Consider the following 23223-nt stretch of genomic DNA (forward strand, 5'->3'; position numbering starts at 1 on the left):
TGTAAATATGAATATAAATAATGTTCGTTACGAATTAAATCAGTATAAAGATAAAGTAGATAAAACTAGCGAAAATGAAACTATTGTTTATGAAAATAAATTAAATAAAGAATTTGAGCCTATAGTTAAGGAATTTGTTGAAAGAGTAAAGGATAATATTAAGCCTATTTTATCAAAACCTGAAATAAATAGTCTAGATTTGAAAAAGATTTTAAAAGAATTAGATGTCGATAATGATAGTGATATTTATGATAATATAAAAACAGAAAATTTAGGCGCTTTTAATATTATCTCTGAAGATATAATGAAGTTAATAAATTTAATTGTAAAATATTCAGAAGCATTAATTAAAAAGTATGAGGCATCTCGAGAAATGGGCGTTATACTGATGAATATTGAATTAAATCTGGCTGAACAAATGAAAGATAATCTTAATAAAAAAGCTAATATTATGATTGGTGCAGCGATTACGAGTGCAGGTCTTTCAATGGCGATTAATGGTATAGGAGCCTTTGTTTCTATTAAAGGTATAGGAAAAAATAAAGATATGGGGGAAGATAAAGTTGGTCATTCAAACCCAACTATTATTAAAGGTAATTTAATCTCATCAACAGCAGATCCTTTAGCAAGAGTTGCAGATCAAACATTACAATCACAAGGGATTAAAATTGATGGTGAACAAAAAGTATTAGAAGCAAGGGCAAGTATAAATAATCATGTTGTTAATAATAATAATGATATCCAACGTGAAATTACCGAAGTTGTAAAAGCGTTATTGCAAGCAATAGAAGGGATCATCCATGCTCAGCAAGATGCGGCATCTTCTATTGGAGCTAATGTTAGAGGATAATAAAATGTCTAAAGCTATTGATTCAGGGATGTATAATATAGCTGATCAATTGAAAACAACTTCATCAACCAGTCATAGCATTTCCACTTTTAAAGATAAAATAGAAAAATTTGATGAAGAAATAGAAAACCTACTAGTAAAGATAAAACAATATTATAAAGATTTTGATTTTAATAACTGGTTGAGTTGTAATAATTTAAAAGGAAAATCGGAGAGGGAAATATATTTTACTCTCTCCGAACAATATGATGTAAGTTCGATTAAAAAGAATAAGTGTTTCATTTTACTGGATGAATCATCACCAATAATAAAAAATGCACTTTCTAGTCATGGTTATCCTACGGACTCATTAAGTGACTTTTTTCAGGAAGTTAAACAATCTATTATTGCTGGTAAAAATGATTATTTAGATATTTTAAAAGATATTTTTTCTAGCTATATGGATTATGTTAGAGAATTAAGAGAAGCGATGTCTTCTTTGAGCAAATATACTAAAGCCGGAAAAAAAGATGGATATATTGCTGTTAACTTTATTGAATTTAAAAATGAACTAGAAAAAATTAGAAGTGATTATCATAATAAATTCAAAAATAAACCTTTTTTTAAAAGTGAGTTTAAATTTGAATATAATCATGGAGGGTATATTAGAAATATAGAAAAGCAAAAAATAAGCTATTCAAATAAATCACAGGTTGATCATGCTTTAAGTTCAGTTGAAAAATTATTGATGACTATTAAGGGAGTTAAAGTAGTAAATTATGATAATTCACCAAAAATAAATAACGATATTAATGTTGATTTTATTGTTGATATTAATTTTGATGATTTTGATAAAATTATCAATAGAGTTCAAGAAAAAATACCAGATAAAAAAATATTAACAAATGAAGAGATAGAAAGTAAAAAAAACAGCATAATTGATGGTTATCGTAAGGAACTATCAGCAAATAGCCTATTTATTAATTCTGAATTAATGAAAAGATTTGAAATCGGACTTGAGCCGAGGGCTAATGAAGAAATTAAAAGATTAAAAAAAGAACGAGATGAAGAAAAATTTAATAATATGCTACAAACAGAATTTGATTTATTTAAAAAATCAATTGATGCATTAGAAAAGAAAGTAAATACAAATCTTGATGAATTATCTAAAAAATACAGCTCAGCAAATAGTAATTATGATAACTTTATAAAAATAATTACTAATTCAATAAATTCATTATTAGATATGGCTAAAAATTTTTTACGCGCATGATTTTTAATCTAAAAAAGAAAATAGAGTTTTAGATAAACACCCAGCATACTAAATGTTAATGTATAACCTTAATTATAAATTAATAAACTTTTAAATTTATAATTGTAATTTATTATTTATTATGAAAATACAAGGTTAATATTATGGTGGATTTTATTTCTTTTACTCCTACTCAACTTATTGATAGACAGCGGGTTAATACACTAGTTAATGATTTAAATAGTAAGAATAAAATAGAGTTTTTTAAAAAAGCAGAGGTTTTATTATCAGTTATTAATATTAAAAATATTTTTATTGATCATTTTAATAATGATAAAAAAACACAAGAAATAACGAATAAAGAGTCCAAATTTGTATTGTCTGAACAAGATACAATAAATAATATAAAGAAAAACAAAGCGTTAGTTGACATTAATGAAACGATTTCTATTTTTGATAAAATCTCTCGTGCCATGCCAAGTGATGCTTCGGAAGATGATTATCCTATAGATTCATTGAGTGATTTATTTAATGATATAAAACAATCTATTGTTGCAGGAAAAAACGATTACTTGGATGTGCTAAAAGATATTTTTTCTAAGTATATGGATTTTGTTAATGCACTTAGAGAGGCATTATCAAAGCTAAGTGAATATACTGAAGCAGGTGGAAAGGATGGTTATATTAATGTTGATTTGACAAAATTTTTTGGTGAATTAGATAAAATTGTTAATGATTTTAGCAATAACGAATTAACTGGGTACACATTTTTTGAATTTAAAATGCCTTATTTACAAGATGAGGATGGTCGTTATTATCGCATCGTGGATAATGAAAAAATATATTATAAAAGTTTTTACGATTTAGATAATGCAAGGGCAAAAATTGCTGATTTATTCAAAGGAATAAAAGGTATTGTTTTTAGTGAAAGCAGCTCTAAAGATCCCTCAACAGGGGAGGAGTATTTTAAAATTGAAGCAGGTATTGATCTCTCTGCTATTGAAAATTTTTTAAAATCATTAAAAGAAAATGGTCTAGGTAAAAAAGATATGTTACAAACGGAATTTGATCTTTTAAAGAAGGCTCTTGATGCATTAGAGAAAAAAATAAATACAAATCTTGATGAACTTTCAAAAAAATACAGTTCAGCAAATAGTAACTATGATAACTTTGTTAAAATAGTGAGTAGTACTATGAATACTTTATTAGAAATGGCAAAAGGATTTTTACGTCTTTAATTTTATGTAGAGTAATATTATGGATAATAAAATTATTTTAGGGATAAAAAGAGCTGATATATGATTAATATCAGCTCTTGAATTTAAAAATAACGGTTTAGATTAGAATTTATATTCTACACCTAACCAGTAATTACGACCGTCTTCCATATAACCTTGAGTGTACTCATAAGATTTATCGAAGAGGTTATTAACAGAAGCATTTGCAGAAACACCGTAACCAAAGTCATAATCTAAGCGAAGGTCAGTTTTTGCATAGCCTGCTAATTTTTCATTTTCATCAATGCGGTTATAAGTCCAACCTTGTGCTTCTTCCATAATCGTAAAGCGAACTTGCTCAACAGGAATAAACGTCATCCACATATAGGCTTTATGTTTTGGTAAACCTTCAACATGTGCTACTTGTTTCGGATCACTATGGATATAGCTGTAGTTTAAACCAAGCTCTAACCAATCTGTCACATTGCCTTTAGTACCTAAATCAAGACCAACATAGTCAATACGTCCGCTATTTTGATTTTGGAAAAAGGCAGTACCGTTACGATAAACAGTGTGTGCCATAATTGCATCACTGACACGGTTATAGTAAATGCTAGTTTGGTAGCCCCATTTATCCGTAATGTGTCCTTCATAGGTTAGATCGAAAGATAATGCACGCTCAGGATCTAAATCTGGATTGATAATTCCTTTTGATCCATCTTTTGGTTTTTCAGTGGTGTAACGCTCTTTTTGTGTCGGGAAACGGCTACGATCAGAAACAGAGAAACGAACGTTATCATTATTGGCTAATGAATATTTCGCCATCATTTCCCAGTTAAAGGCTGTTTGTTTGTTATCATCAGCCCCTTTATCAGTATCGACGCTATCACGCCAGTCGTAACTAATTGCACCGACTAAATCGAGATCATTTGTGGCAGCCCATTGATATTCTGTCGCTAAAGACCATGTTCTGTCTTTATAACGCATCCAATCACCATTTTTCTCTTTCTGAGAACGGTGAACGTCATCTTTCCAGTGAGCAGCAAAAGAGAGTAGATCATTTTCGCGTGTATCAATGCCTAACTGTAATGCAGCTCCGGTGCTGTAGTCGTCATAGTGGCTGTAATCAGCAGTATCGCCTTTTTTAGGGTACATATAGAGGGTATTTTCGAATTTATCGTGGTATGCACGGCTTTGCAGATTAATACCATCAGTGATTTGAGTGATACCGCTATAGTAGTAACTTTCTTTGTTGTAATCCGGCCATGCCCAATATTTATATTTACCTTTTGCATTAGCCGAAGTATTTGGTGGGCTATTTTTTTCACCGTCTTGTTTTACATAAGTCAGGGTATATTCATCAGAAGCGCGTGGCGTCCAACCCACTTTGATCATGCCACGTTTATCATCAGTTGCTGAATTATCACGACGTCCATGAGTTCCTGCTGCTGCATTATTTTCATCAGCACCAGGAATTGGCGTAAAGCGCTGCTTTAATTGACTACCACTGATTTGAATAAAGCCTAAGTCATTACGTGCACCTAAACGGGCACTCATGTTATGTGCATAATCAGCACCACGAGCAAAACCTTGAGAATAAGCAATGCTTCCTTCTAATGGTTTTTTCGGCGTCGCTGTAGTGATATTAATTGCACCACCCATTAAGTTAGGGCCTTGCAATAATGAGGTATAACCTTTGTTAACTTCAATACTGGCTAGATCGTTAGTGGTAAAACGCGCTAAGTCTAAGTTGCCATCATAAGGAACATACGTTGGTATGCCATCAAAGAATACAGGTACTTGACGGCTATCAAAACCACGCACTTTTATGGTGTATTCATTGCGGTTGCCTGATTTTTGCATAACAACACCGGGTAATGTTGCAATAGCTTGTGCCGCATTCACTTTATTTTGTTCAAGCATCTGCTCTTGCGTTAACACGTCTGGGTTTGCCGCGATAGGGCTACTCCAAACGGTTAATAAATCAGGTGTTGATTGCCCATAAGTGGTGTCAGCAAGTGCAATACTAGGCAGTAGAGCAAGAGATAAACAGTAGCATAGAGGTTTTAATTTCATCATTCCAATCCCAGTTTACAATCTATATATAATTTTTTATATAACGATATGCGTAAAAATAAATGAATAAAGGGAGCACTAACAATGTGTTAGCACTCGTTTTTTATAAAATAAAGCAACAAACGCATATAAAAGAAGCTCAGCAAAGATGTTCCTCTATGCCACTACAACCATTTCCTTGTTATAACTTCTTTCATATTGAGTAGATGTTGTCTCTATTTATTGTTGATTAAATATGTAAATACTCACTTACATGTAAGCTATTATTTTTATTTAACCTTTTGGATAAAGGCGAACTTTAATATCCGTCGGTGGTGCATAATAAGGCGCAGACGTTACCATTAAGGTAATGCCTGTTTGTGCATATTTCTCGATAGTATTGAGATTAATACCGCCAGCCACAGATAAGTGACAATGAGGCGCAATTTGAGGTGCTTCTTGTTGTAATTGTGAGATATCTTCAATTGAGAATTTATCTAGCTGCAAAATATCAGGCTGTGCTTTTAACGCTTCTCTTGCTTGTTCAATATCATCGGCCTCTACAACAATGCATTTTTCAGGCGCAGCTTGGCGCAACTGCTTAACATGTTGTGCCCAATTATCAGGCTCTGATAAAAATCGACGATGATTAGCAAAGAGTAAAATAGTTTCAGAGCAGCCTTGGCGATGAATAACACCACCACCCGCAAGTACCGCTTGAGTTGCCAGTAATTTGGTATTAGGGATATTTTTACGTGTACACGCAATTTGCCCTTTAGGTTGATAGCGGTGATAGATTTCCAGCATTCTTGCCATATAGTCACTCACGCCACAACTCCACTCAAGCACGTTTTGCACGACTTTCCAGCCTTGGTGCAGTGCATCAGCACGGCCTTCGGCGGTGATTAAGCAATCACCTTTATCAGCAAAATCACCATCTTGTCGATGTGCTGTTACTACCAATCCTAATTTTTCTAGTAAACGACAACCTAGTATGATCCCACTGACACAACCCGCTTCACGGCGTGTAAATGTCATTGTACCTAGCTGATCACTAATATTGAGAGCTCGACTGGTGAGATCGCCATATTGGATATCTTCCATCAATAAATTATCAAGAAAGGCATCAGGATAATAAATCATAGGTTTAACTCGCTTTCAGGAATGACATCCCAAGAAACCATTGCCCAATCACGAGTTGGTGAAATCAGTGAAACGCCTTTTTCAATACTTTCATGATAGTAATTTGTTAGGCGTACAATTTCGTCTTCGCTTAAAGGCCCTACGGAGAAATTAATACCTTCAATAAATTGCTCAAGACTATTGAAATTACTTTGACAATTACGGCTACGGATATAATCCACTTTAGGGTGAATACCCATTTGGTTTAGCATATTCACAGCATAAATGTATGTTGGGAGCGTAGGAACTTCACGACCTAATAAGCGAATAATGCGTTGGTCAACAAAGGTTGGAGAAACTGTATGAGTAGTATAAACACGTAATTTAGCTTGGCGATTCAGTTTTAAGAGTGCGGCTTGTAAATCCATCACTAATGTTGAGCGTGAAGCAACCGCGATATCACAACGAGGAAGATCATCCCAACTATCTTCCCATGAGCAAGTTATAAATTCAGCGTGGTTGATACCTGCTTGTTCAGCTCTGCGTTTAGCAACCGCTAACATACCTGTACTGTAATCAATACCAATGGTTTTTTTGAATTTATCTGCCACATGAATACTGATAGATCCAGGGCCACAACCCACATCTAATAGAGTTTCAGCGCCAGTAAAATCCATCATTTCACGAAATTTTATTAAATAAGGATCATTAGGATTGGCACAAGTTTCTGCCATTTTTTCAGCTCGTTTATCCCAATGCTCAGGCTCTTTTTTGGTTCTTTCAGCCTGTACCATGTGGTTTTTATAAAGTTCAGCAAAATCCGTGGTTTCAATAGTGTTCATATTCTTGCCTATGGTCATTTTTATTATCAGAGTAGGCGTGAAAATGCGCCTGAATATCTGTTGGTTGTACACCATAAAGGTGCGCTAAATTATCGGGTGTTAGCAAAACTTCAGGGCTGTTTTGCAAAACAGGGGTATGAGGTGTCAGTAAAATAACATCATCCGCTAAAGAGGCAGCATGTTGAGGGTGATGTGTCGACATAAAAACACTGATCCCCAACGCTTTTAATGCCTTAACTTGGGTAAGCAGTTTGATTTGATTACCAAAATCAAGGCTTGCTGCTGGTTCATCCATGATCAGCAACTTAGGTTGTTGCACTAAAGCACGAGCAATCAAAACCATCTGTTTTTCACCGCCACTTAAAGTATCAAAAGTTCGGTGAGCAAGATGAGAAAGTGAGAGCATTTCTAAGGTTTCCATTGCCATCGCTTTATCTTTCGAGCTTGGCATAGAGAAAAAGGAGAGATGCGCACCTCGTCCCATCACAACCATATCAATGACATTAAAAGAAAAGGGGATATGTGTAGCTTGAGGAACATAGGCAACTACTTTTGCAAGTTCTGTTGGTGACCACTCACTTAGTGTTTTGCCTGCAATATTAATCTCACCATCAATACAAGGTATTAGCCCTAATAGTGTTCGCATTAGCGTTGTTTTACCGCAGCCATTGGCACCTAATAAGCAGATGATTTGCCCTTGTTCGATGTGAAATGAGAGATCTTTAATTAAGGTTTTGCCTTTATAACCAATGGCGAGCTGCTTCGCATTAGCAATAATCATCAGCCTTTCCTCGTTCTAAGTAACAACATTAAGAAGAATGGCGCACCAATGGCAGATGTTAAAATGCCTAGTGGAAGTTCAATATTGGCAATTGTGCGAGCTAATGTATCTGTAATTAACAACATTATGGCTCCCACAAGTAAGGAAACGGGAAGTTGTTGGCTGAAGTTAGCGCCCACTAACAGTCTTGCAATGTGGGGAACAATTAAACCTAGCCACCCAATAATACCCGCGATAGAAACCGCACTTGCGGTGATTAATGTGGCTGACAAAATAAAAATAAGCCGAGTGACTTCGACGTTTAAACCTAATGCTCTGGCTTCTTCATCAGATAAACTGAGAATATTCATACGCCAGCGTAATAAAATCAGTGGAATAAATCCGACTAACATTAAAGGTGCAACAGAAATTAAATCAGAAGCGGTAATAGTCGAAAGACCACCCAATAGCCAAAAGGTAATGGAAGGTAATTGAGTATAAGGATCGGCGAGAATTTTCATTAATGAAATTACGGAGCCACATAAGGCACTGATAGCAATACCAACTAACACAAGGGAAAGCACCGGATCGTGTTGTTTCGCAAGCCTTGCAATAAAGTAGACAAGGGCAACTGTTGCCAAACCGCCAGCAAAGGCAAAAAGCTGGATCGATAACATCGATTGACCAAGAAAAATACCTAATACAGCACCCACGCCAGCACCTGATGAAACGCCGAGAATATCAGGTGATACCAAAGGATTGCGGAACATGCCTTGATAAGCTGCACCTGCAATCGCAAGTCCTCCACCAATTAAAATTGCCGCCAAAACGCGGGGAAATCTTATTTGCCAAAAGACAGTTTCAGTGCGGTTATACTCTACATTGCCCGTTAATTTATTACTTACCAGTGTCCACAGTTCACCAGTAGTAAGTGAATACTTACCACTTGTGATCGCAATTAACGCAACAATGGAAAATAATGCAAATAAAAGCGTGATGCGTACAGATTGACTCATGAATACCCCAGCAATTGCTGACATTGTTCAGCACTTAATTGTGTATGGTAAAAATGAGCAAAGTAAGTTTGCAGATCTTGGGCCGCTTGTTTTTCTATTCGAGCGTCAAAATGGCTTTGTAAGCGACGCATTCCCATTAAACGGTTGATCCCCGGAGGACCATCTAACCAACCAAATGGTAAGCCTTTAAACAGTAGCACTTTGTTGTTTTTAACGGCTTGAATACTTTTCCATACCGAGTCTTGCATAATTTGCTGATAGGCATTTTCATCTTGTGTGATGATAATTTCAGGGTCCCACATCAACAGTTGTTCTGGTGAAACATCTGTTAATCCAGTGAAGTCAGGAATATCTACCACATTTTCAAAGCCTAATGTTTCAATCGCTTCGGTATGAATAGAGCTTCTTGCACCCGTTTGTAGCCCTTTTGCACCACGGGCAAGGTAAAAACGAGGGTTTGTTTTTTGTGTAGAAGCAAACAAAGCGGCATCACTAAGATATTGCTCTGCAATAAGCGCTAATGTTTCTGCTCTTTCTGCAACACCGAGTAAAGCTCCCGTTTGACGTAATTGGGCAGGGCTATCTTTTAATGTGCCATCAATTAACACATAAGGTACACCGGTTTGATCAGAAACACGTTTCGCTAATGAACGATAGGTTTCATCCACATTACCGCTATCAATAATAATATCGGGCTCTAACGTCAGTAAAGCTTCTAAAGAGAGTGTACTTCCTCGTCCTGATAAACGCCCTAAACGAGGCAATTTACGCAGATCATCTGAAAACAAAGGACTTTTTTCTAAATTAAGTGAGGAAAAGCCCAATAATTTTTCAGGCGCTAATGCAAGTAACAATTGATCAGTCGGAGGCCCTGCACTTATTACGCGATGGATCGCAGTTGATGCCGGAACATGACCGAATTGTGCTGCAATACGTGAGGTTATTGCTGCTCTTACAGAATGCGGAAGTGCCGATAATGTCGCAATTGTCGTGAGGTAAGTTAGAAATTGTCGTCTACGGATCGCCATAAGTTCACACTATTTATTGTTTTATATTGGTATCGTTGTTTCATTTATTATACAGCGAAGAATACTATATTTCCTTTGGCTTAAGTCAAGGGATCATCAGTCAAAATCAAATCTAAGCACACATCTGAAAAACTTTATTCGAAATAGTGTATAACCTAGGGCTATAATCAGCGTTCTTGGAAAATTAAAGCGCGTATTAATACGAGTGTTTTTGGATAGTTGCGATATAAAATGAAGAAAAAACGCCCCTCATTACAGGATGTCGCTTCACGAGTCGGTGTTACCAAAATGACGGTTAGTCGTTTTTTGCGTAATCCCGAACAAGTCTCTGAAGCTTTACGAGAAAAAATTGCGCGTGAATTAGATAGCCTCAATTATATTCCTAATCGCGCCCCTGATATTTTATCGAATTCGACCAGTCATGCGATTGGGGTATTGCTACCTTCTTTAACTAACCAAGTTTTTGCTGAAGTTATTCGTGGCATTGAATCAGTGACCGATAAATACGGTTATCAAACCATGTTAGCGCACTACGGATATCGTGCTGAAAAAGAAGAAGAGCGTCTACTTTCATTACTCTCTTATAATATCGATGGGCTTATTCTTGCTGAAAGAACGCATACACCAAAGACAATGAAAATGTTAGAAACCGCAGGTATTCCTGTAGTGGAAATCATGGACAGTGTCTCGCCTTGTTTTGATTCGGCAGTAGGATTAGATAACGTTGACGCTTCAGAACAGATGGTCAATGAGATGATCAAACGTGGATGTAAACGTGTTATCTACCTCGGTGCAAGACAGGATGAACGAACCTTAATGCGGTTACAAGGTTATGAAAAAGCAATGCAAAATGCAGGCTTACCTATTGGCAATGTGATGACGCCAAAAAGCTCATCTTATTCGTTAGGTGCTGAATTATTACATGCTGCACGTAAGCAATATCCTGATTTAGATGGGCTTTATTGCACTAATGACGATATCGCAATTGGTGCCATTTTTGAGTGTCAACGTTTAGGTATTTCTGTGCCAGAGGATATTGCGATATCGGGTTTCCATGGACACGATGTTGGACAAGTGATGACGCCTCGTCTGGCGAGTATCTTTACCCCTCGTGATGAAATGGGGCAACAAGCTGCTGATTTATTGCTTAAACGGATGAAAGGTAAAATTGCTCGTGGTCAAGTGATTGATGTAGGTTTCCGCATTATTACGGGTGAAAGTATATAATTAATTAACTTATTGATAATTTTAAAAATAATGATTTTTAAGCCCTATTGTTATGTTTGTAACAGTAGGGTTTTTTATTGAGATGCCTTTTCTCTTTTAGTGTTATTACTCCCAATTTGGCTGTGAATAAAAAGAAGTTGGTCAGATATTTTGTTGTCATTTTGTAGATCATCTTACTTTCATTTGAGAGTCGCTTCACATTTTCACTTCTTAGTTGATCTTCGTTGTTGTATTTACCTTGTCACTTCGGATATGTTACCCGTAACAGTTACGGGTAACATTACAAAAAAGACTTAATATCTGCCTTAAAGGAGCATTCTATGAACGATACCCAATCCCTACACCATGTTTTCATCTTAATGGGGGTATCAGGCAGCGGTAAATCTGCGGTCGCAAGCGGTGTAGCACAACGTACAGGTGCTGCATTTTTAGACGGTGATTTCCTCCATCCTCGCTCAAATATTACTAAAATGGCATCAGGCCATGCTTTAAATGATGAAGATCGTAAACCTTGGCTACAAGCATTAAATGATGCCGCATTTGCAATGCAAAGAACCAATAGTGTTTCGTTAATTGTTTGTTCTGCATTGAAAAAACAGTATCGAGATATGTTAAGAGACGGCAATCAATGCCTGCACTTTTTATATTTAAAAGGTGACTATGAGCTGATTGAAAGTCGTTTAAAAGCACGTAAAGGGCACTTCTTTAAACCTCAAATGTTAGTGACACAATTTGAAACCTTAGAAGAGCCAACAACAGCTGAAAATGATGTGTATGAAATTGATATTTCAATGCCACTTGATGATGTGATTGAAAGTGCAATTAGTAAGATAAATTCAGTCACTCAAGGGACTTTTGAAGGGGAAACGGTATGAGTACATTAACACTTGTGCTAACAGCAGTTGGCTCTGTTTTATTACTGCTCTTTTTTGTTATGTATGCACGCTTACATGCTTTTATTGCATTAATGATTGTTGCGATTGGTGCGGGTATTTTCTCAGGCATGCCTTTGGAAAAAATCACACAAACCATGCAAAACGGAATGGGAGGTACTTTAGGTTTCCTCTCTATCGTTGTCGCACTGGGTGCAATGTTTGGTAAGGTGCTGCATGAAACAGGGGCATTAGACCAAATCGCAGTACGGTTATTAAAGTATTTTGGTGAGAAACGTGCCAACTACGCATTAGGTATCGCAGGTTTAATTTGTGCTCTACCTCTGTTCTTTGATGTCGCCGTTGTTTTATTAATTGGTGTTGTATTTGCTGTTGCTCGCCGTACCGGTGGCAATGTAGTGAAAATGGCGATCCCTTTATTTGCGGGTGTTGCAGGTGCCGCAGCCTTCTTATTACCGGGACCAACACCAATGTTATTAGCTGACCAAATGAATGCAGATTTTGGTTGGATGATCTTAATTGGTCTGTGTGCGGCAATTCCGGGCATGTTATTAGCAGGTCCTATCTTCGGTAACTTTATCAGCCGTTACGTTACCTTAGAATTACCAAAAGATTTGTCTGAACCAAGTTTAGGTCAAAACAAAATGCCTTCCTTTGGTTTCAGTCTTGCACTGGTGTTATTACCTTTAGTGTTAGTGGGATGCAAAACCATTGGTGCGCGTTTCGTTGAGAAAGGTTCAGAGCTATATAACATTCTTGAATTTGTTGGTCATCCATTTATCGCTATTCTTGTCGCTTGTTTAGTGGCTATTTACGGCTTAGCAATCCGCCGTGGTATGAGTAAAGAAAAAGTGATGGAGATTTGTTCTGCTGCAATCCAACCTGCGGGGATCATTTTACTGGTAACAGGTGCTGGCGGTGTCTTTAAACAAGTGCTGGTAGATTCGGGTGTTGGTCCTGCATTGGGTAATGCTTTAATTGGTGCAGGTATGCCAATCGCAGTAGCATGTTTTATTCTGGCGGGTGCAGTACGTGTTATTCAAGGTTCAGCAACAGTTGCTTGTTTAACTGCTGTCGGTTTAGTTTTACCTGTTATCAATGAATTGGGTTACAGCGGTGCTCAAATGGCTGCATTATCAGTTTGTATTGCGGGTGGCTCTATTATTCTTAGTCACGTTAATGACTCTGGTTTCTGGTTGTTTGGTAAATTTACAGGCGCAACAGAAGCTCAAACCTTAAAAACATGGTCATTAATGGAAACTATTCTTGGCACAACCGGTGCTGTAATTGGTATGATTTTCTTCGCATTTCTTTGATATCTAATCTTTATTTTTCAAATTATTAGCGCGTCCTTTGACGCGCTTTTTTCATTGCTATAAATGGCTATCAAATATGACAGAAAATACCTCGTGTCTCATTAACCTATAGGTTTCTTTATTCTGTGGGCACATTGGGGTTGTCATATTATGGTTGACTATAATTCGCTTTTTATTAAACACACGGATTGTAATATTCACACAATCACACTTATACGTGATTCGATTTTAGCATCAAGCAATAAGCTACAAGATAAGCTTAATTTGCTCGATGAGATGGAACATCTATTCAGCAAAATGCTGGATAATTCCCGCTTATTAACTCAATTTTTAAATGAGGTTGATACACATTTTACACATAGCCGAGAAGAGATAGAAAATTTCTCTGGTTGGCTAAAAAAAATCAAAGAGAGCGCCAGCAATATCGATAGGCTTTCCAGTCAGGCGAATCTTTTATCGATAAATTCAGCGATTGAAGCAGGGCATATAGGGCGAGAAGGTGCGGGATTTTCAGTCTTAGCCCAAGAGATGAAAAAGTTATCATTAGAAATCCAGAAGCAAGCTTCTTCTATTGCCAGTATTAATAATAATTTAGGTGCTCGCTTTATTCCTGTGAAAGAAACCACAGAAAAAAACCAAGAGCAGGTTCAACAAATAAAAATACAGGTTGAAGAAGGGCATCAAAATTTAACATCATTGTCGGAACAAGCGAGCGAGCTTAAACATATTTTTACCTTTATTTCGATGCAGCAATTTTTTAATACCGTCAAACTCGATCATGTTTTATGGAAAGAAGCTATTTATATTCATTTATTAAATAATGATGATGAGCACTGCGTTAATCAGCATACTGAATGTCGATTAGGGAAATGGTATTACCAAGGTGATGGACGGAAATTTGCGGGCACAGAGGCTTTTCGTCGTTTAGATGAGCCGCATAAATTAGTGCATGAATGCGGTCGTTTAGCGCTAAGCGCTAATATAAAAGGTGATCAAGAAGCGGTAACGCAATATATAGAGCGAATGGAACAGGCTAGTGTCGATGTTATCAAGTATGTGGATGTTTTATTAAACTCAGTAGATTACTAATCAGCTAAATAAAAATAAGAAAAAAAGGAGCAATAAGCTCCTTTTTGTGTGTTGTAAAGCGTGAATTAGCCTTTGTTCATTAATGTGTTCAATTGACTATAAAGTGTATTGGCACTGCTTTCATAGCCTTCACGAGAAAGATGAACACCATCAGGTCTTGCTAAATCATACAACGCCCACGCTTTTATGGAGCACTCTCCACCCATATAGTCACGCCAATCCCAGAATAGCGTTTTCTCTTGTTGGGCGACTTCTTTTTGAATTCTGACAATATCAGTTAGCCATTGAGGCTGTTGTGAACGGCAGTCAGAGGCTTCTTTATTTTTGATTGAGTCAGACGGCCCAATTAATAAAATAGCGCTATTAGGGGCTTGCTGGCGAATTTGGCGAATTTTATCCGTAAGTTGCTGGCGATAGGCACTTAAATCAAAAGTGTCATTAAAGGATTCGTTTGTACCATAAGCCAAAATCACCATATCAGGATGTAATTGTCCTAACGTTTCGGTCCATTGTGAACCCCATCTATCCATCATATTAATAGTGGCACCGTTAATGCCTAATGATGAAAGCATGACGCCGGGCTGTTGATTGGTGATCAACCAGCCGCCTAATTTAACAGGCTGGTTTTTGCTAACGGTAATGCTGACAGGGAATGTCATGGCAGTCGGATTTGAAAATTGCCATTTACCTTGTGTTTGTGACAGTGAAAGGACTTTGCTTGTCGATGACTGTACATTCACTTGCGCTGTCGTTGGCGTTTTATAAAGTGCTTGTAATTGATAGCGCTGCTGAGTTACTGGGTTTTCAGATAACTGTAATTTTGCCCATTTAGCTTGAGGTTCACTAATAAAACCCCCTAATGGGAAATCAGGATCGCTATCTTTTCTGCTTGAAAGCAGTGTCCAAGCTTTTTTGTCACTTTGGTATTGTACATTCGCAATACGCTGACCTGCGATATTCGTTGGAGGAATAAAACCAATACCGCCATTACCATAGTCAGCTTGAAAACGTTCACGTAACTTACCACTGAAAAAATCGGCCGCAGTATGGGAATCACCTAACTGAACGATATGCACAGTTTGGCGACCTTGCTGTAATTTCTTAACAAAGCCGGCAAAGTGGGGATCATGATAGTTATAAAGCTGTCTTGAACCATCAGCAGGTAATACTGTTGGTGCAGGGAGCTTTACTGTTTTTTCAGTGTCTTGGTTACAAGCAACTAAGAGTGAAACTAAAGCCAGTACGATTGAGCTACTGACTAAAGTCTTACGCTCAAGGATGTGCGTTATTTGTTTCATTTACAATAACCGTGTTTTTATCTTTTACATCATCGACTGCATTATCTTCTTTAATTTCTTCTTGAAGATGAATACGTGAGAATACGTGTTGAGCAATAATTTGCTGACCTTTTAAGCTAAAATGAATGCCATCACCGGCTCTTAACTTAACACGACTGCTACCATCGCCCATATAATCAGAATAAATATCTTTCTCATATTTAAACATATCATTGACGGAAAGGTAAATTTCGCCCATTTTCTCAGCTTCTTCGCGGTAAAGTTTATCAAGATATGCCATACCTTCAGATAACTTCTGTTTACGCATATTAGGGGGACCAACCCAAATCACCGTGACATTATTCTGTCTTGCATTTTCTATAATGCCTGCAATACGTGATCGGTAGGCAGATTCCCATGCTTCACTGGCAAATTTTAAGTAGCGTCCTCCGCCATCAGGCGGCATATCCCAAGGATCGTTAGGGCCTAAAAAGACCACTAATAATTTGATGGAGTCGTCATTGGCTAAGCGTGTCGCAATAGTTTGTGGCCAATTGAAAAAGCGTGGATAGGCAAGTCCTGTACTTTGTTTACTTAAATCGATACTGCTGATGTTGTAATCCGTTTGCAGTTGACGTTTAAGTAAAGGTGCAACACCTTGCATCATTGAATCGCCCGCAAATAGCACTTTATCTTCTGGTGATAAGATAATTTCTGTTTTTTGAACGATAGGTTTTAAGGCTTCTAATGCGGCATCAGACACGTCTGTAACAGAATGGTAAGGTAACCCACCCATTGCCTGCTTGCGCTCTAATAATTGAGGAAAGCGTTGCGTTAATTGAGTCGCTGGTCGTGTGTACCCATTAAAGAAGTGTAAGCCAACAGCAAAGCCTTCAGGGAGCTGCTCAGGGGCTGAGGTTTGCACTATTGGTTTAGCCTGATTATCAGGATGATTAACTTGTAGGTAATCTCCATAGCTTTCTATCGCAACGAATACGCCATCACGCAGTTGTCCACCCACTTGCCAAGCATAATAGTGAGAAAGTCCAGACCAAGGTGCAGGGCGATGATATTGTTGTTGCCAAAAACGCTCTAGTGATGTTTGGTTTAGCCAAATCAGAAAGAGGGTGCTGAATAGCACCATTAAGGCAACTTTTGCTGTCTTTTTTAAGTTTGAGCAGAAATCAAAAGCTGGCATAAATAAATCCTGGCACCCCATCTGGAGACAACATGAAAATAATCGTGAGGATCAACGCAAGTGGTAGCGGATAAACATACCACGGCACTCTTTTCTCAAGACGAGCCACAATATCCCTTAATGTTACAAAGCAAGGGTAAAGTAAGAAAAGTCCCCAGAACATAAAGAGGGTTAAGCCTTCAGCTTGTAATGACGCCCAAGCACCCACACTAAAGAGTTGCTGTATTAAAACAAAAGCATCTCCCACGGTTTGACTGCGGAAAAATATCCAAGCAAAGCAAACAAAGTGGAAAGTAATTATCCATGACAACAACATATTCAATGACGATAACGCGCTTGGTGGGGCATTTTTCTTCACAGGGAAGAGACGGTGTTTAATATTTAATAACACCACACCAATTCCGTGAATAGCACCCCAAATAATAAAGGTCATAGCAGCACCGTGCCATAATCCAGAAATTACCATCGCGGCAAAGGCATTAAAGTTTTGTCTAATCACTCCTTTACGATTACCCCCTAAAGGAATATAGACGTAATCACGAATAAAGGTAGATAAACTGATGTGCCAGCGACGCCAGAAATCAGCTAAGTTTATCGCTAAATAAGGTGCATTAAAGTTGCGAGGGACAACAAAGCCCAGTAATAAGGCAATACCTGTAACAAGATTGGTATAACCAGAGAAATTAAAATAGATATGCCATGCATAGGCATAAACCGCCGTCAGCACTTGCCCACTTTGCGCTAAATCAGGCGCGTTAAATACCGGATCAACATAGTTTGTTGAAAACCAACCACTTAACCAAAAGAGTTTTGCGATAGCTAAAACAATCAGCATTATCGCCCCTTTATAATCAATGATTTTTCGGGTTGGAGCCTGAATTTGTGGAAGAAATTCTTTAGCGCGATTAATCGGCCCCGCAACTATGCTTGGGAAAAAGCATAGATAAAGAACGACATCTAAAAACGGTGCTTTAGGGATCTCTTTTCGGCAAACAGAAACGACATAACTAACTGAATGGAAAATATAGAAAGAGAGTCCTAGTGGCGCAAGCAACTCAATAAGAGGCAGCTCAATACTGAGTCCCCATTGCTGGAATGCTTGTGTCAGCGTTTCTTGGAAGAATGAGTAATATTTAAAGGCAGTAAAATAGACCGCAACTAATAACCCTAATAGCCAATATATGACTTTAGAGGATGTGTACTTAGTTAATATATTCGCCAGTAAATAAATAAAGAGCGTGTAACTTAATAAGATAATCGCAGGACGATAATCCGCATAAAAAAGAAAAGCATAACTGACTGTAATCAGTAGGATATTTTGGATCTTGACGTGATTTTGGAAGAGCCAGTATAGAACAAAAAAGCTAACAAAGGCTCCGAGAAACTCGAATGAAAAAAAATTCATAAAGGGCTCTAAGGGTGTGATTTAAAAGTCATACCAAACGTGTTACCCCATATATTATGAATTCTAAGCAGGCTTTCAATCAAAAGATTATCTTGTAATAAATAAAAGCCACTTTTCTCTAGAAAGAAAAGTGGCTTTTTGTCAGATGAAAGCTTGTTAAAGCTTAGCTATCTTGCTTCGACTGCAACTGAACTTGAGTGATCAGTTTTTTATTTGAGTCGAACATTTCGGTCAGATAATCGTTATAACTTGAACCCAATTCTGAGTAACCTTTCAAGTCAGTGATTAACTGGCGAGAGTCGAGTTGTTGCTGCGTCATTCTTTGCTGTGCTCTTGAGGAGCGCAATGAATTATAGGCGCGGTGCGTATTGAGATTACGCATATAAGCAATCACTGAGCCTTCAATATCAGGGTAGGCTGCATAGCCTTTGGTTTTCCCTGGAACGTTATTGCAAGACTGACTCCCACATCGCATACCGAATAGATTGTTATTTTGTTGTGCCAACTTCGATGTTCCCCAGCCTGATTCCGTTGCAGCTTGCGTTGCGACAAAGTGTGTCGGAATAATGTCAACGCGAGTTAATAACGAATCCCAATTTACTTTTTTCGGGCTGGTACATGTGACGCCATAGTATTGACAGATTTCACGCAGTTTTTTTAAATCTGCGCTGCCCCAGTGCTGGGCTTTACGTTGAGCAGTTAACCACTCACGATCTCTCATTATCTTATTATTAACATTGTCAATAATAGGAACTATGACATTTAAAAACGCTTTCTTACGCTGTGTTCCCGAAGGGTATCTTTTCAAATCTGGCAACGGTGTTGACGTGCTTTTGAAAGAATACGCCTGCAGTATCTGGGAACTGCCGGTACTGGTTGAAGCAAAACTTACACCAGTAAATAGTAGTGAAATCAAGAAAGCGAAGACGGCACTTGTCCTCATCAATTGAGAGGGCATTGCTTCTCCTCGTTTAACTGGATAAAAATCGAACGAATACTAGCAAATTACTTTTTTCATATCTACAAAATATCGCCTCACATTAGGATAACTACGAGTGATTTGTTAAATAAATGTATAAGGTTTACTGGAAAGCCTCGTTTTATAATCGCTTTTTTCCTTTAACAAAAAGTGCTTTTTCATCGTAAACTTAAATTTATCTTATGATAAAAGCAGTGACTTAACCTAAATTTAGTAAAATTAAGGGTTTTTAATGTGTCAATTTTGTTTATTATTTAGTCAATTTTTGTTGTTTTTGGTCTGGTTTTATTATCAATTTCACGTGCTTTTTCTGTTAAATCAGTAAAATCCGCTTCACTCCAGTAGGTTTTAGGATGCGGTAAATTTCCCATTTCCTTTGTTGGCCAAAGCTGAAATTCTGCTAATTGTTCTAAAACGTAACCAGAATAAGCACTAGGTAAAGTGAGGTAGTGAGGCGACGTTATTTCCTCAAAAGGTAACACTGGATACCGTTGGTCTGAGATATGATAATCACGCAGCAAAACTAAGAATTTATCGGGGACTCGTTGCTGACTATCCCACCATTGTCCATCAATAACATCAAACCATTGTTGCGTTAATTGGCGAGGTTGAGCCTCTAATTGATAAAGTGCAGAAGGAATAATACCCTGCATTGATTGATTATATTGCTCAAGGCTGGTGGCGTGACCCTTTAAGATCAGTGTAAGAGAAAGCCTTGCTCCAATTAAATTGGAGTAGAGGTCTTCGGGTGAAAATGCAGAGATACCTTCTGAAAAACCGGGTACAGAGCGAAAACCATACCATTGTGCAATTTCATGCCATACCGCAAGGCGATAACCGAGGTGTGCAGCAAGATAGGCACTTAAGGTATAACGTTCTAATTCATTTTTAGGTGGTGTGAATGCATTAAAGCGGATTTTACGTTGTGCCAACTCATCACTTAACGTTAGCGTCCACTCTTGTCCTAATTTTGGATAGATATGGCTAAAGAGATAATAAGTATAATCCGCGGTATCACGAATATGGGCGATATCAAGAAATCCCCCTTTATGAGAATAAATTAAGCCAGATTTTTCACTTCCTAAGCCCAATACTGCGCCTGTACCTAGCCAAAAACTATCGTTATAACGATGATTACCCAATGCTGAGGCCTCAACAACGTTATCAATACGATAGAAAGGAATAGGGATTTCGAATGCTTTAACTTTTAAGTCGTAACCAAAGGCACAACAAGGTCTTAAGCCGTTGGGTGCTGTTAACGGTTCGGGTGTTTGCCAAAGCTGTGTTGCTTCTTCGTGGGTGACACTATCAAGATTGGCGTGCAGAGATTTAACAGGCATGACTTGAGTGCAACCTGCAATAAATAAGAAGAAGACAATGGTGTTGATAAAAAGAAACCGCTTAAACATCAAAATGCTTCACCTACTTGAAAATAGAATCCTGTACTTTCTTTGCCTATACCAAAATCGAGACGTACATTCATACGTGGTTTAAATTCAAATCGATAACCTACTCCGACACTAGGTAGCCAATGGCCTTTACCTAAATCACTCGCTTGGTCGCTTAACGTACCACCACCAACCCAAAGTGCAATGCCATGACGCCAATCGAGTTTTTGGCGGTACTCTAATTGAGTTGAAAATACGTGATTATCTTGATATCGCCCTTCGTAATAGCCTCGCATTTGCTGCCCATTACTCAGTTTAGATAATTGGCTCCAAGGCACATCACCTGATGTGAAACGGGCATAATTATCAAATGCTAATACCGCATTATCACTTAAGGGATAATAGTAGTTATATTGTATCTGTGTCGCATTAAAACGATTATTACTGCCCGTATCTGGTGAGTAATGGGTATAGCTGATATCAAAAGCCTGACCTTGGTAAGCATTCGGTAAAAAATCGCGACTATCGTAAGTAAATCGAACTGTGATTCCTGAACTAGTTGAACGCAAAGGTAAATCACGTGCCTTCATATAGTCTTTAAAGGGATTATCTGGGGCAGCAGCTTGTAGGTTGGAGTAATCCCACCCTAATCCTATATAAGTGTTTTTGGTAATTTGGCGCAATAACGTGGGGGTTAGACGCAATTCTTGAGAGCGAAACTCACCGAAATGATCTTTTACACGTCCTTCGTGATAACCCTCACCCCAATAATTGGTAGGGACATTATTTAATGTTCCTGTGAGATAAAAACGCCACGTATCATTTGCTAAATAGGTGTAGTTATTAAAGTTCATACCAAAAGCACCGGTTGATGAACCAAAACCACTTAACGAGAGAGACGAGATTTTGCTATCAGGGCGACTATCGGCTTGATAAAGACCAACAAGGGCAATGCCTACACCCAATTCTAGCTCTGGCGTATAAAATGGTCCCGGTAATATGCCCCAGTCGATAGTTTTACTGCGGTCGAAGTTATTTTCTCCCCCTAGTCCAACTAACCATTGGTCTATTTGTTGTCTATCGGGGAAGAGTTGTGCTTGTGCTGTATGCGAAATAAATAGGCTGGCAAATGCCAGCCCAAAAATAAAAGGGTATTTAACCATTAAAAACGGAACTCACCTGAAACAAAGAAGCTATTACGGTTGTTGAAACCAAGCTCAGTTGTGACGTTAAAATTACGCGTTAATTCTAAACGTGCACCAATAGTATTATTCCATTTATGGGCAAGATGCTGTTCAACATCGAATTTGATATTACCCATCATAGAAGGTGGAAGGATATTCATCATTCCATCAAGCTCTTCTGGTAAGCTTAATCTGCTCACATCACCTTTAAAGCGCTGGGTGATATCTTGGTACATTGCACCTGTCCAGACTTGCAGTTTAGTATTACCTTGACCTGAAATTAATGGTGAGAAAATAAATTCATAACCCACACGAGGTGTGATCACTAACGCTTTAATATCACCATCGATAATATCTAAATTTGTTTTAGTGTAGTTTAAATCAAAAGTACCAAAAAATTGGTTATAACCACCGGCTAAAGTAAAACCACCGCCATAAGATTTACCTTCATAATCTAAATTAAAGGGTAAGTCATTTGCGATTTCTTGCCCACCTAGTGTAACTGCATTTAGCTGTGCTCTAGACGATCCTTTTGTCTTACCATAGATCCCATAAACATTCATAAATGGAAAAATCCAAGTATCGAGTTTTAGCATATGAGATTCATTGCTACTGCGAGTATGACCAACATCAACACCAACAATAGAAAGAATATTTTGTCCTAGCGGTTTGTCAGAGCCAAACGCAATTTTATCTACGATAACGTCTTGGCGTAGATTCATATAGTTGTAGCTAGCACCAAAAGGCTCTGGAATATCATAACCACGGGCACGAGCTTCATCGCCCCAAATGGGTAAAACACGAGATTGGCTTGCTGGGGTACGAGTATCTAATGAACCTTCATTATTTAAAGCAGTACCACCGGATTGGCTAACACTTAAAGAAAGCAGTGGGCGATCGCTATCCGCGTAAGAAAAGCCAGTCGCAAGAAGAGAGGCGGTTAATACCACCTTATTTAAATTGGAAAAGTTCATACATAACCCACAGGAAATTAAAAAAGTAAGTAGTAAAAGAGTAGCGGAAAATTTTAATCTTTTTCTAATTGATGGTCACCAGCTATAAGTGCGATATACAGTAATTGATGCTTGTATTTCGCATTATTGTAGTATTATTAAGGGATTATTAAGTTAATATCCCTATTTTTCC

20 protein-coding genes are annotated in these 23223 nt (G+C 37.7%); 7 read left to right on the plus strand and 13 right to left on the minus strand.

The window, feature by feature from the left end; all coding sequences use genetic code 11:
* The first annotated feature begins 7 nt into the window (after positions 1 to 7).
* From AB4J89_RS08910 to AB4J89_RS08920, 3 genes are all read left to right on the plus strand, one after another.
* Positions 8 to 850, plus strand: coding sequence for a type III secretion protein (locus AB4J89_RS08910; RefSeq protein WP_368468965.1), 843 nt, complete (start codon positions 8 to 10; stop codon positions 848 to 850).
* A 4-nt stretch (positions 851 to 854) separates the two neighbouring features.
* Positions 855 to 2102, plus strand: coding sequence for an IpaD/SipD/SspD family type III secretion system needle tip protein (locus tag AB4J89_RS08915; RefSeq protein ID WP_368468967.1), 1248 nt, complete (start codon positions 855 to 857; stop codon positions 2100 to 2102).
* Between the two features lie 143 nt (positions 2103 to 2245).
* A complete protein-coding gene (locus AB4J89_RS08920) occupies positions 2246 to 3319 on the plus strand; it encodes an IpaD/SipD/SspD family type III secretion system needle tip protein (RefSeq protein WP_102949456.1) in 1074 nt (357 codons plus the stop codon).
* Between the two features lie 102 nt (positions 3320 to 3421).
* Here the strand turns inward: AB4J89_RS08920 and AB4J89_RS08925 are convergent, their stop codons facing one another.
* The 6 genes from AB4J89_RS08925 to AB4J89_RS08950 all read right to left on the minus strand — a co-directional run bounded on the left by AB4J89_RS08925 (position 3422) and on the right by AB4J89_RS08950 (position 10121).
* On the minus strand, positions 3422 to 5374 hold the full coding sequence (locus AB4J89_RS08925; protein WP_102949526.1) for a TonB-dependent siderophore receptor: 1953 nt from the start codon (positions 5372 to 5374) through the stop codon (positions 3422 to 3424).
* Between the two features lie 273 nt (positions 5375 to 5647).
* Positions 5648 to 6496 (minus strand): ModD protein, encoded by an 849-nt coding sequence (modD, locus tag AB4J89_RS08930; RefSeq protein WP_088494481.1) that lies wholly within the window; start codon positions 6494 to 6496, stop codon positions 5648 to 5650.
* Positions 6493 to 7317, minus strand: coding sequence for a class I SAM-dependent methyltransferase (locus tag AB4J89_RS08935; RefSeq protein ID WP_088494482.1), 825 nt, complete (start codon positions 7315 to 7317; stop codon positions 6493 to 6495). Before AB4J89_RS08935 ends, modD begins: the two co-directional genes overlap by 4 nt.
* The gene (locus tag AB4J89_RS08940) at positions 7304 to 8098 is read right to left on the minus strand and encodes an ABC transporter ATP-binding protein (RefSeq protein WP_088494483.1); all 795 of its coding nucleotides are present in this window, start codon (positions 8096 to 8098) and stop codon (positions 7304 to 7306) included. The genes AB4J89_RS08935 and AB4J89_RS08940 overlap by 14 nt, the downstream gene beginning before the upstream one ends.
* A complete protein-coding gene (locus tag AB4J89_RS08945) occupies positions 8098 to 9093 on the minus strand; it encodes an iron ABC transporter permease (RefSeq protein WP_088494484.1) in 996 nt (331 codons plus the stop codon). The genes AB4J89_RS08940 and AB4J89_RS08945 overlap by 1 nt, the downstream gene beginning before the upstream one ends.
* On the minus strand, positions 9090 to 10121 hold the full coding sequence (locus AB4J89_RS08950; protein WP_088494485.1) for an iron ABC transporter substrate-binding protein: 1032 nt from the start codon (positions 10119 to 10121) through the stop codon (positions 9090 to 9092). The genes AB4J89_RS08945 and AB4J89_RS08950 overlap by 4 nt, the downstream gene beginning before the upstream one ends.
* Before the next feature lie 231 nt (positions 10122 to 10352).
* Here AB4J89_RS08950 and gntR point away from each other — a divergent pair, with 231 nt between their 5' ends.
* From gntR to AB4J89_RS08970, 4 genes are all read left to right on the plus strand, one after another.
* Positions 10353 to 11348 (plus strand): gluconate operon transcriptional repressor GntR, encoded by a 996-nt coding sequence (gntR, locus tag AB4J89_RS08955; RefSeq protein WP_088494486.1) that lies wholly within the window; start codon positions 10353 to 10355, stop codon positions 11346 to 11348.
* Between the two features lie 320 nt (positions 11349 to 11668).
* Complete coding sequence (gene gntK / locus AB4J89_RS08960) at positions 11669 to 12223, plus strand: gluconokinase (RefSeq protein WP_088494487.1); 555 nt, start codon at positions 11669 to 11671, stop codon at positions 12221 to 12223.
* Positions 12220 to 13557 carry a gluconate transporter gene (gene gntU / locus AB4J89_RS08965; protein ID WP_088494488.1) on the plus strand — a complete coding sequence of 446 codons (1338 nt, stop codon included), beginning with the start codon at positions 12220 to 12222 and terminating at the stop codon, positions 13555 to 13557. Before gntK ends, gntU begins: the two co-directional genes overlap by 4 nt.
* A gap of 150 nt (positions 13558 to 13707) precedes the next feature.
* Entirely contained in the window at positions 13708 to 14646 is a 939-nt protein-coding gene (locus AB4J89_RS08970) for a methyl-accepting chemotaxis protein (RefSeq protein ID WP_088494489.1), read from the plus strand.
* 65 nt (positions 14647 to 14711) lie between these two features.
* On the opposite strand, the gene AB4J89_RS08975 is transcribed toward AB4J89_RS08970, so the two are convergent.
* The 7 genes from AB4J89_RS08975 to AB4J89_RS09005 form a co-directional block, all read right to left on the minus strand.
* On the minus strand, positions 14712 to 15944 hold the full coding sequence (locus AB4J89_RS08975; protein ID WP_368468972.1) for an SGNH/GDSL hydrolase family protein: 1233 nt from the start codon (positions 15942 to 15944) through the stop codon (positions 14712 to 14714).
* Positions 15919 to 17121 carry an SGNH family hydrolase gene (locus AB4J89_RS08980; RefSeq protein WP_088494491.1) on the minus strand — a complete coding sequence of 401 codons (1203 nt, stop codon included), beginning with the start codon at positions 17119 to 17121 and terminating at the stop codon, positions 15919 to 15921. Before AB4J89_RS08980 ends, AB4J89_RS08975 begins: the two co-directional genes overlap by 26 nt.
* Positions 17108 to 18526 (minus strand): MBOAT family protein, encoded by a 1419-nt coding sequence (locus tag AB4J89_RS08985; RefSeq protein ID WP_368468974.1) that lies wholly within the window; start codon positions 18524 to 18526, stop codon positions 17108 to 17110. The genes AB4J89_RS08980 and AB4J89_RS08985 overlap by 14 nt, the downstream gene beginning before the upstream one ends.
* 163 nt (positions 18527 to 18689) lie before the next feature.
* The gene (locus AB4J89_RS08990; protein WP_088494493.1) at positions 18690 to 19484 is read right to left on the minus strand and encodes a protein bax; all 795 of its coding nucleotides are present in this window, start codon (positions 19482 to 19484) and stop codon (positions 18690 to 18692) included.
* Between the two features lie 275 nt (positions 19485 to 19759).
* Positions 19760 to 20914, minus strand: coding sequence for a DUF4056 domain-containing protein (locus AB4J89_RS08995; protein ID WP_088494494.1), 1155 nt, complete (start codon positions 20912 to 20914; stop codon positions 19760 to 19762).
* Positions 20914 to 22056 carry a BamA/TamA family outer membrane protein gene (locus tag AB4J89_RS09000; RefSeq protein WP_088494495.1) on the minus strand — a complete coding sequence of 381 codons (1143 nt, stop codon included), beginning with the start codon at positions 22054 to 22056 and terminating at the stop codon, positions 20914 to 20916. The genes AB4J89_RS08995 and AB4J89_RS09000 overlap by 1 nt, the downstream gene beginning before the upstream one ends.
* Positions 22056 to 23051 (minus strand): hypothetical protein, encoded by a 996-nt coding sequence (locus AB4J89_RS09005; protein WP_088494496.1) that lies wholly within the window; start codon positions 23049 to 23051, stop codon positions 22056 to 22058. The genes AB4J89_RS09000 and AB4J89_RS09005 overlap by 1 nt, the downstream gene beginning before the upstream one ends.
* Between the last annotated feature and the right edge of the window lie 172 nt (positions 23052 to 23223).

The sequence above is a fragment of the Proteus sp. STS61-E genome, from assembly GCF_040932335.1.
GTDB classification, from domain to species: Bacteria; Pseudomonadota; Gammaproteobacteria; order Enterobacterales; family Enterobacteriaceae; genus Proteus; species Proteus mirabilis_B.

Bases quoted from the DNA above. Each gene is read 5' to 3' on its own strand.
- AB4J89_RS08910 (WP_368468965.1), top strand. From the start codon at position 8: ATGAATATAAATAATGTTCGTTACGAATTAAATCAGTATAAAGATAAA.
- AB4J89_RS08915 (WP_368468967.1), top strand. From the start codon at position 855: ATGTCTAAAGCTATTGATTCAGGGATGTATAATATAGCTGATCAATTG.
- AB4J89_RS08920 (WP_102949456.1), top strand. From the start codon at position 2,246: ATGGTGGATTTTATTTCTTTTACTCCTACTCAACTTATTGATAGACAG.
- AB4J89_RS08925 (WP_102949526.1), bottom strand. From the start codon at position 5,374: ATGAAATTAAAACCTCTATGCTACTGTTTATCTCTTGCTCTACTGCCT.
- modD (WP_088494481.1), bottom strand. From the start codon at position 6,496: ATGATTTATTATCCTGATGCCTTTCTTGATAATTTATTGATGGAAGAT.
- AB4J89_RS08935 (WP_088494482.1), bottom strand. From the start codon at position 7,317: ATGAACACTATTGAAACCACGGATTTTGCTGAACTTTATAAAAACCAC.
- AB4J89_RS08940 (WP_088494483.1), bottom strand. From the start codon at position 8,098: ATGATTATTGCTAATGCGAAGCAGCTCGCCATTGGTTATAAAGGCAAA.
- AB4J89_RS08945 (WP_088494484.1), bottom strand. From the start codon at position 9,093: ATGAGTCAATCTGTACGCATCACGCTTTTATTTGCATTATTTTCCATT.
- AB4J89_RS08950 (WP_088494485.1), bottom strand. From the start codon at position 10,121: ATGGCGATCCGTAGACGACAATTTCTAACTTACCTCACGACAATTGCG.
- gntR (WP_088494486.1), top strand. From the start codon at position 10,353: ATGAAGAAAAAACGCCCCTCATTACAGGATGTCGCTTCACGAGTCGGT.
- gntK (WP_088494487.1), top strand. From the start codon at position 11,669: ATGAACGATACCCAATCCCTACACCATGTTTTCATCTTAATGGGGGTA.
- gntU (WP_088494488.1), top strand. From the start codon at position 12,220: ATGAGTACATTAACACTTGTGCTAACAGCAGTTGGCTCTGTTTTATTA.
- AB4J89_RS08970 (WP_088494489.1), top strand. From the start codon at position 13,708: ATGGTTGACTATAATTCGCTTTTTATTAAACACACGGATTGTAATATT.
- AB4J89_RS08975 (WP_368468972.1), bottom strand. From the start codon at position 15,944: ATGAAACAAATAACGCACATCCTTGAGCGTAAGACTTTAGTCAGTAGC.
- AB4J89_RS08980 (WP_088494491.1), bottom strand. From the start codon at position 17,121: ATGCCAGCTTTTGATTTCTGCTCAAACTTAAAAAAGACAGCAAAAGTT.
- AB4J89_RS08985 (WP_368468974.1), bottom strand. From the start codon at position 18,526: ATGAATTTTTTTTCATTCGAGTTTCTCGGAGCCTTTGTTAGCTTTTTT.
- AB4J89_RS08990 (WP_088494493.1), bottom strand. From the start codon at position 19,484: ATGCCCTCTCAATTGATGAGGACAAGTGCCGTCTTCGCTTTCTTGATT.
- AB4J89_RS08995 (WP_088494494.1), bottom strand. From the start codon at position 20,914: ATGTTTAAGCGGTTTCTTTTTATCAACACCATTGTCTTCTTCTTATTT.
- AB4J89_RS09000 (WP_088494495.1), bottom strand. From the start codon at position 22,056: ATGGTTAAATACCCTTTTATTTTTGGGCTGGCATTTGCCAGCCTATTT.
- AB4J89_RS09005 (WP_088494496.1), bottom strand. From the start codon at position 23,051: ATGAACTTTTCCAATTTAAATAAGGTGGTATTAACCGCCTCTCTTCTT.